General features: G+C 65.0%; 8 protein-coding genes. All 8 read left to right on the forward strand.

Annotated elements, in window-relative coordinates; translation table 11 throughout:
* Positions 1–2071, forward strand: a 2071-nt coding sequence (locus H7C19_RS33410; RefSeq protein WP_281385106.1) for an SbcC/MukB-like Walker B domain-containing protein, incomplete at its 5' end; no start/stop codon positions are given.
* 34 nt (positions 2072–2105) lie between these two features.
* Entirely contained in the window at positions 2106–2702 is a 597-nt protein-coding gene (locus tag H7C19_RS33415; RefSeq protein WP_185673420.1) for a hypothetical protein, read from the forward strand.
* Between the two features lie 388 nt (positions 2703–3090).
* Entirely contained in the window at positions 3091–3447 is a 357-nt protein-coding gene (locus H7C19_RS33420) for a histidine triad nucleotide-binding protein (protein ID WP_185673421.1), read from the forward strand.
* Positions 3448–3555: 108 nt separating this feature from the next.
* Positions 3556–3729, forward strand: coding sequence for a 30S ribosomal protein S21 (gene rpsU, locus H7C19_RS33425; RefSeq protein WP_080840534.1), 174 nt, complete (start codon positions 3556–3558; stop codon positions 3727–3729).
* 15 nt (positions 3730–3744) lie between these two features.
* On the forward strand, positions 3745–4188 hold the full coding sequence (locus H7C19_RS33430; RefSeq protein ID WP_185673422.1) for a GatB/YqeY domain-containing protein: 444 nt from the start codon (positions 3745–3747) through the stop codon (positions 4186–4188).
* A gap of 184 nt (positions 4189–4372) precedes the next feature.
* Positions 4373–5776: an NfeD family protein gene (locus H7C19_RS33435; protein WP_246470190.1), complete on the forward strand. Its 1404-nt coding sequence runs from the start codon at positions 4373–4375 to the stop codon at positions 5774–5776.
* Between the two features lie 58 nt (positions 5777–5834).
* Complete coding sequence (gene floA, locus H7C19_RS33440; protein ID WP_185673424.1) at positions 5835–6824, forward strand: flotillin-like protein FloA; 990 nt, start codon at positions 5835–5837, stop codon at positions 6822–6824.
* A gap of 5 nt (positions 6825–6829) precedes the next feature.
* On the forward strand, positions 6830–7414 hold the full coding sequence (locus tag H7C19_RS33445; protein ID WP_185673425.1) for a hypothetical protein: 585 nt from the start codon (positions 6830–6832) through the stop codon (positions 7412–7414).
* Positions 7415–7759 lie beyond the last annotated feature (345 nt).

Genomic DNA, 7759 nt, shown 5'->3' on the forward strand with positions numbered 1-7759 from the left:
GCGCAAGGAGCGGGAGAGCGCGGAGAGGCTTGCCCAGGCCGAGCGCGCCAGGCAGGAAGCCGAACGCCAAGGCGCCGCGCTTGCGGACGACTGGGCAGCGGCGGTCCGGGAGCTGAAGCGCTTCGAGACGGAACTGGCCGGAGGGGCGATTGCCGCCGGCGCGGCCGGCGAGCGCGAGGCCGCGAGGACCGCCTCCGCGCGGCTGGCGGCGGATTTGGCGGAGGGATGTCCTTGTCCGGTCTGCGGCAGCTTGGCGCATCCGGCGCCCGCGCATGCGCACCCCGCCCTCGACGCCGCGGATGCCGAATCGGCGGTCGCGGAACAATGGGCGCGGATGGTCCGGGATTGGGAGCAGCTGCGTCGCGAGTCGTCCGACGCAACAGGCAGGGCCGCCTGGCAGCTGTCGCGTCTGCGCGGGCTTCGGGAGGCGTCTGGATCCGGCTCGGCCTCGCCGGCGTCCTCGCAGCCGGCGGCCTTGTCGGAAGCGGCCGCCGGCGCGGAGGCGGCGTCTTCGCCATCCGCGAACGACTGGCCGGACGAATGGGCCGCCTGGGCGCCGCTCCTTCGGGAACGGCGGGAGGTCTGGGCCGAACGCCGCGCGCAGTTGGAGCGGCTCGCCGAATGGCAGACCCAGTGGGAGACGGCTTCGAGCGCCGTCGCCCGCGAGCGCGGCGTAGCGGCCGAAGCGGCGGACGCGGCCTCGGAGGCGCTGAATGCCGCCGCGGCCAAGCGCCGGCGGCAGGAGGAAGCAGAGGCGGCCGCGCGCCAAGGATGGGCTCGGGATTACCCCGATCTGCGTCCGGAAGAGGTCGAAGCGGCGGCGGCCGCCGCCGCGCAAGCGGAAGAGACGTCGCGGGAGCTGCGCAAGCGGCTGGATCTGAGCGTCGCGTTCATCGAGGAGCAGGAGACGGCGCTGCGGGCGCTAGAGCGCGAGAAACACGAGCTCGCCGTCCGCATGGCGGAGGGACGCGCCCGCGCGGAGAGCGTCGCGTCGAACCTGGACGGCGCTCAGGCGAAGCTGCGCGAGTGGACCGGAGGCGAGCCCGCGGCCGCGCTGAGCGCGCAGGCCGAAGCGCGGCTCGCCGCCTTGCGCGCCGCTGTGCGCGCGGCAAAGGAGGACCACGACGCGGCCCAGCGGGCGCTCCAGGCGGCGGAGGCGGCGCGGACGGCGGCGCAGGAACGCGAGCTGGGGGCGATGACCGCGCGGGAGCGGACGGCGGCCCGGTTGCGCGAGGCGCTGTCGGCCTGCGGCTTCGGCGCGGCGGACGAGGTTCGCGCGCTCTCGCCGCGCATCGGCGAAGCGGCCGCGCTGAAGGAGCGGGTCGCCGCCTACCGGCAGGCGGAACAGCAGCTTGCGGGCCAAGTGGAGCTGCTGCGCAGTCAGACGTCGGGCGAGCCGGTCGCCGAGGCGGATTGGCTCGCCAGCACCGCGCGGCTGGATACGCTGCGGCAGGATGCCGAGGGCGCGGCCGCGACCGTTGCCAAGGCCGAGCGCGATGCCGAAGATCTCGCTTCCCGCCGCGGAAGATGGGAAGTGTTGGAGGCGAACCGGACGGAACTGGCGGCCGATCAGGCGCGGATGGCCCAACTGCAAGCCGTATTCCGGGGCAACGCCTTCGTGGAATACATCGCGGAGGAGCAGCTCGAGCAGGTGTGCCGGACCGCCTCCGAGCGGCTGGGCTTCCTGACGCGCAGGCGGTACGCGCTCGAAGTGGACGCCTCCGGCGGCTTCGTCATCCGCGACGACGCGAACGGCGGGCTGCGACGTCCCGTATCGACGCTGTCCGGCGGCGAGACGTTCCTGACGTCCCTGGCCCTGGCGCTCGCGCTGTCCGCGCAGATTCAGCTGCGCGGACGTTATCCGCTGCAGTTTTTCTTCCTGGACGAAGGGTTCGGCACCTTGGATCAAGAGCTGCTGGACACCGTCGTCACCTCGCTCGAGAAGCTGCAGCAGGACGAGCTGGCCGTCGGCGTCATCAGCCACGTGCCGGAGCTTCAGGCGCGGCTGCCGCGCCGCTTGCTCGTGTCGCCCGCGGAACCGGGAGGCCGGGGCAGCCGTATCACCTACTGAATAAGCGCTTGCGCATAGGAGAGGAATTCGAACGATGACTACCGGAAAAAGAACGTATACCGTACCGGTCCTGCTGATACTCATGACGTTGATGGCGATCCTGATCGTCGTGCTGTTCTCGCGCGTCCTGCTGGACAGCCAATCGCTGAAGACGGAACGCGGACACCGACTGGCCGAGCGGTACACGTATTGCCAGGCGTATGCGAGCGCGCTCGAGGAGTACTCGGCGGGCATGCTGTCCGCGAAGGACGAGGGAGGACGGCTGGCCGCCCAAACGCTGCAAGGACGGCTGGCGCCGACGGGCGGCGAATGCCTCGGCCTGCTGTACGAGTCGGGCATCCGCGCAGGGGAGGCGAAGGATCAGGCCACTTCCGCGGTTACGCTGCCGTTGAACGCGATCCAGGACAAGCTCGAACCGATCGGCCTGAAGGGCGGCGAGCTATCCGCCGACGAGCGCAAAACGCTCGAGACGGTCCATGCGGGAGCCGTCGAGCTGGAGCAGACGCTGCAGGCCTACAGCGTGCCGACCGGCGATCAGCGCTACAGGCAGATGCAGGCGGGCGTCGAATGGCTCCCCGTCGCGCGGCAGGCGCGCGATCAGCTGCAGCAGCTCGCCAAAGGGCTCGAATAAAACGACCAATGAAGGCGCTTCGGCCGCGCTGCACGTCCGCGCGGAGGAGGAGAGCGACGATTATTGGCTGGAGGCGGACGTAGGGTACTTCACCTTGTTCCCGGGCGGCTCGGCCGTCGTGACCGCGCGTTGCGCGGCCAAAGAGGGCGGCGGATTCCTGGCCGGCGAGCGGCCGGAGAACCCGGCGGCCGCGAGGCCGACGGTTCGCTTCCGGGCGTTCGGATCGTCACGTTCCGCTTGCTTTGCATGCGCGGAGGGCAGCCTGCGCCGCGCCCGATCGGGCGCGATGCGGACTCGTCTATTTTTGTCGGTATTTGCGTTGGACGCGCCTAGGGCGAATGCGTTATGATGGGAGAAAGCTCAGGTTACTTGTTGGAGGGTGTACATAATGGATTGCCTGTTCTGCAAGATCGCGCAAGGAACGATCCCGTCGACCAAGGTGTACGAAGACGACCGCGTGCTCGCGTTCAAGGACATTCAGCCGCAAGCGCCCGTTCATCTGCTGGTCATCCCGAAGAAGCATCTGGCCACGTTGAACGACGCCGAACCGGCCGACGCCGAGCTGCTCGGACACGTGGTGCTGACCGCACAGCGGATCGCGCGGGAAGCGGGACTGTCCGAGAGCGGATACCGTCTGATCAACAATTGCGGTTCCGACGGCGGACAAGTCGTTTACCATGTGCATTTCCACGTGCTGGGCGGGGAAAAACTGGGGCCGCTCAACATTCCATCCGCGCAAGCGTAGGAAGCAAACCCGAGGTGATAGGCGGAAGTTGACACTCCCTTTCCTCATCACCTATAATGAGGTTTGATAACCGTGTGTTGTGGTCTGTTCCGGAGGGAGGGAAAACTGGTGTCCGAAACGAAAGTTCGCAAAAATGAAACACTCGACGCTGCACTCCGCCGCTTCAAGCGTTCAATCGCTAAAGACGGCGTTCTCGCGGAACTGAAAAAACGCAAGCACTACGAGAAACCGAGCGTAAAGCGGAAAAAGAAATCCGAGGCTGCTCGTAAACGCAAGTTCTAGGAGGAATTACGCAACATGAACCTCGCGGACCGTTTGAACGAAGACATGAAGCAAGCGATGAGGGCGCAGGACAAATTCCGTCTGACCACCATTCGCATGATTCGTGCGGCGGTCAAGAATCAAGAGATTGAGCTGCGCCGCCCGCTTGAGGATAACGAAGTGCTCGACATCCTGAGCCGCGAAGTCAAACAACGCAAAGATTCCCTCCAGGAATTTGGCAAAGCGGGCCGCGACGATCTCGCATCGACCGTAGCCGCAGAAATTGATATTATTACCGAGTACCTTCCCAAACAGCTGGACGAAGAAGAAATCAAAGCCATCGTTACACAGACCATTCAAGAAACCGGTGCTTCTTCCAAAGCCGATATGGGTAAGTTGATGGGCGCTCTTATGCCCAAGGTGAAGGGACGCACAGACGGCAAACTCGTCAACCAGATCGTCCAGCAATTTCTGCAATGATTCTCTCCGAGAACGACAGGCACTCCCTTTCGGGGGAGTGCTTTTTGCGTTTAAGCGGGTTCCTGTAGGCCCACAATGAAACCAAAGGCCCCTTTTCGCGTAGTACATCATAAGGAAACGGCTTGCAAGGGATGCCCGATCGCGGCAGAACCGAACCGATAGCCGAGATAAAGGAGGAATGCCATTGCGCCGCATCTTCGGATTCGGATATGACCGCTTAGGCCGACGCGCGTTGTTGTATACGCTATCATTCGTACTGCTCGTCCTGACGGCCGCGCCGCTCCTCGGCGCGACGAGGACGGCGGCGGCTGCCGAAGCCGCCGGAAGCGCGAAGACCTCCGAAGGATATGTATACGTTATCCCCATCCAGATGGAAGTGGCGAACGGATTGGCCTCCTTCGTGGACCGCGCCTTCGCGGAAGCGGAGGGGGCGGGCGCCTCGCTGATCGTACTCGATATCGATACGCCGGGAGGCAGCTTGGCGAGCGCGGAGGATATCGGCAAGCGCATTCGCGCCTCCAAGGTGGAGACCGTCGCCTTCGTGAGCGGCAAGGCTGCTTCCGCCGGCGCTTACCTGGCGCTGAACGCCGATCGGCTGGTCATGTCGCCGGGATCGACGATCGGATCGGCCATGGTGGTCAACGGAAGCGGACAAGCGGTAGAGAGTCCCAAGATCGTCTCGCACTGGACGAGCGAGATGGTGGCCGCAGCCGAGCTGAACGGCCGCCCCCCGGAGATCGCCGCCGGCATGGTCGATCCGGAGCGGACCGTCGAGCTTAAGGAGCTGGGTCGTACGAAGGCCAAAGGCGAGATCATCTCTCTGACCGCGGAAGAAGCCCGCAAAGTAGGCTACGCCGATGCGACTGCGGGCTCGATCGGCGAACTGCTGTCGGAGAGCGGATTGCAGGACCGGTCGGTCGTTTCGCTGAAGCCTACGATCCTGGAGCGAGTTGCCCAGACCGTGACCCAGCCGGGAATCTCGACGCTGCTGCTGATCGTCGGGATTGCGGGTATACTGATCGAGCTGCTGGTTCCTGGATTCGGCGTACCCGGTATCGTCGGATTGGCCGCGTTCGCCCTGTATTTCTTCGGGCAAGGCATCGCGGGCTTCGCGGGCATGGAGTCGATCGTGTTCTTCATCGCCGGGGTGGCGCTGCTCGTGCTGGAGATGTTCGTACCGAGCTTCGGCATCCTGGGGCTCCTCGGGGCCGCCGGGATCATCGGGGGCATCGTGACGGCGGCTTACGACACCGGCGACGCGATGAGATCCTTGGGTTGGGCGCTGCTGGTCGCGCTCGTCCTGGTCGTGATCGTCGCCTATATTTTCAGGCGGAAGGGCATCTGGAACCGATTCATCTTGAAGGACCAGCTGACTTCGGAACAAGGCTACGTGCCCCACGCGGACGTGCGGGAGAGCTGGATCGGCCGCGAAGGCGTCGCCGTCTCCGCGCTCCGGCCGGCCGGCATCGCGGAGGTCGACGGCAAGCGGATCGACGTCGTGACGTCGGGCGAGTTCGTAGACCGCGGGCGCCGCGTCCGGGTGACGTCGACGGACGGGACCCGGATCCTGGTGGAGGAAGTCCGCTAGTCCCTTCGGCAGGCTTTTTGGCAACAAACCATACGACTATTTTTATTGGAGGGATCACATGGGTTCGGACGTACAATTTTTGATTATCGCCGCTTTGATTGTGATCGTGTTGATCGTGTTCTTCAGCTTCTTCCCGTTCATGCTGTGGATCTCGGCGCTCGCTTCCGGCGTGCGGATCAGCATCATTACCCTGGTCGCGATGCGGCTGCGGAGGGTCATCCCGAGCCGGATCGTCAATCCGCTGATTAAGGCGACCAAAGCTGGTTTAGGGCTGAACATCAACCAGTTGGAGAGCCATTTCCTCGCGGGAGGCAACGTGGACCGCGTCGTTAATGCTTTGATCGCGGCCCAGCGGGCCAATATTCCGCTCGTGTTCGAGCGGGCGGCGGCGATCGACCTGGCCGGCCGGGACGTGCTCCAAGCCGTTCAGATGAGCGTCAACCCGCGCGTCATCGAGACGCCGATCGTCTCGGCCGTGGCGAAGGACGGTATCGAAGTGAAGGTCAAGGCGCGCGTGACGGTCCGGGCGAACATCGACCGGCTCGTCGGCGGCGCCGGCGAAGAGACGATCATCGCCCGCGTCGGCGAGGGCATCGTCACGACCGTGGGCAGTTCGAATTCCCACAAGGACGTGCTGGAGAACCCGGATCTGATCTCGCGCACGGTCCTGAACAAAGGGCTGGACGCCGGCACGGCGTTCGAGATTCTGTCCATCGATATCGCGGACGTGGACGTAGGCAAGAACATCGGCGCGCATCTGCAGACCGAGCAGGCGGAAGCCGACAAGCGCATCGCGCAGGCGAAAGCCGAGGAACGTCGCGCGATGGCCGTGGCGCAGGAGCAGGAGATGAAGGCGAGAGTCGTCGAGATGCGCGCCAAAGTCGTCGAATCCGAGTCCGACGTGCCGCTCGCCATGGCGGAGGCGCTACGCAGCGGCAAGATGGGCGTCATGGATTACATGAATCTGAAGAACCTCGAAGCCGACACCCAGATGCGCGGATCGATCGGCCGCGACGCGGGCCATGGTGACGGCAAAGAGGAGCGCTGAGCGCGATGGAACAGCTGATCAATCTGATCCTCAAGAATTTGCCTATCATTCTCGTGGTGCTCGGCATTCTGTTCTCCCTCCTGCGCCGCTCGCCGCTGGAGAAGCCGCAGCGTCCCGGACAACCGGCGCGTCCCGCCGGCCGGATGCCGGACTTCGGCGGCGGGGGCTTCCCTCGGCCGCCCCAGCGGCCGCAGCAGGCGAAGCGTCTAGCGGAAGAAGGCGAAGCGGAACGGCCCGCGGCGACCAGGGAGCCATACGATAGCGAACGGCCGCCGGCTGCAGAAATGCCGCTGGCGGGGCCGAGCGGCTTCCCGGCGCCCGACGCGACCCGAGGGGCGACATCGGATGCCTACGGCTCCGGGGCCGGCCCGTCTGCGGACGGCGCTACTGGGGAGCGTTACGACGCCTATGCGGCGCCGGTGCGGCCAAAGGCCGCAAGGACGTCTTCGCGGGCGGGAGAAGGGGCTTTGCGGGGCGCAGGAGGCGCTGCGGGATCGGAGTCCGCGCTGACGCGGGACGACCTGGCGCGCGCCGTAATGTGGGCCGAGATTCTCGGCCCGCCGCGCTCGCGCAAGCCGCACCGCAGGTAAAGAAGACCGGGCGCTTTCGGCCAAACGGCCGAAAGCGCCTTTTTATGCCTTCTATAGGCATGGACTATGAAGCGAATAATGTCTATCTATTTCCACGGGAAGCCGGGACGCACTACAATGTAGATACAATATCCCGTTCGCTCTGGAACAACCTACGTTGCGTGCCGTTTATACGATATCACGTTCGCTCAGGAACAACCCGCGTTGCGTGCCGTTTATACGATATCCCGTTCACTCAGGAACAACCTGCGTTGGGTGCCGTTTGCACGATATCCCGTTCGCTCAGGACAACCTGCGTTGCGTGCCGTTTGCACGATATCCCGTTCGCTCAGGAACAACCTGTGG

Origin of the sequence: Cohnella nanjingensis (assembly GCF_014212125.1) — a bacterium.
In the GTDB taxonomy this organism is placed as follows: Bacteria; Bacillota; Bacilli; order Paenibacillales; family Paenibacillaceae; genus Cohnella; species Cohnella nanjingensis.

What these genes read in the sequence shown, in the direction of transcription:
- H7C19_RS33415 (WP_185673420.1), top strand. Translation starts at nt 2,106, where the DNA reads ATGACTACCGGAAAAAGAACGTATACCGTACCGGTCCTGCTGATACTC.
- H7C19_RS33420 (WP_185673421.1), top strand. Translation starts at nt 3,091, where the DNA reads ATGGATTGCCTGTTCTGCAAGATCGCGCAAGGAACGATCCCGTCGACC.
- H7C19_RS33430 (WP_185673422.1), top strand. Translation starts at nt 3,745, where the DNA reads ATGAACCTCGCGGACCGTTTGAACGAAGACATGAAGCAAGCGATGAGG.
- floA (WP_185673424.1), top strand. Translation starts at nt 5,835, where the DNA reads ATGGGTTCGGACGTACAATTTTTGATTATCGCCGCTTTGATTGTGATC.
- H7C19_RS33445 (WP_185673425.1), top strand. Translation starts at nt 6,830, where the DNA reads ATGGAACAGCTGATCAATCTGATCCTCAAGAATTTGCCTATCATTCTC.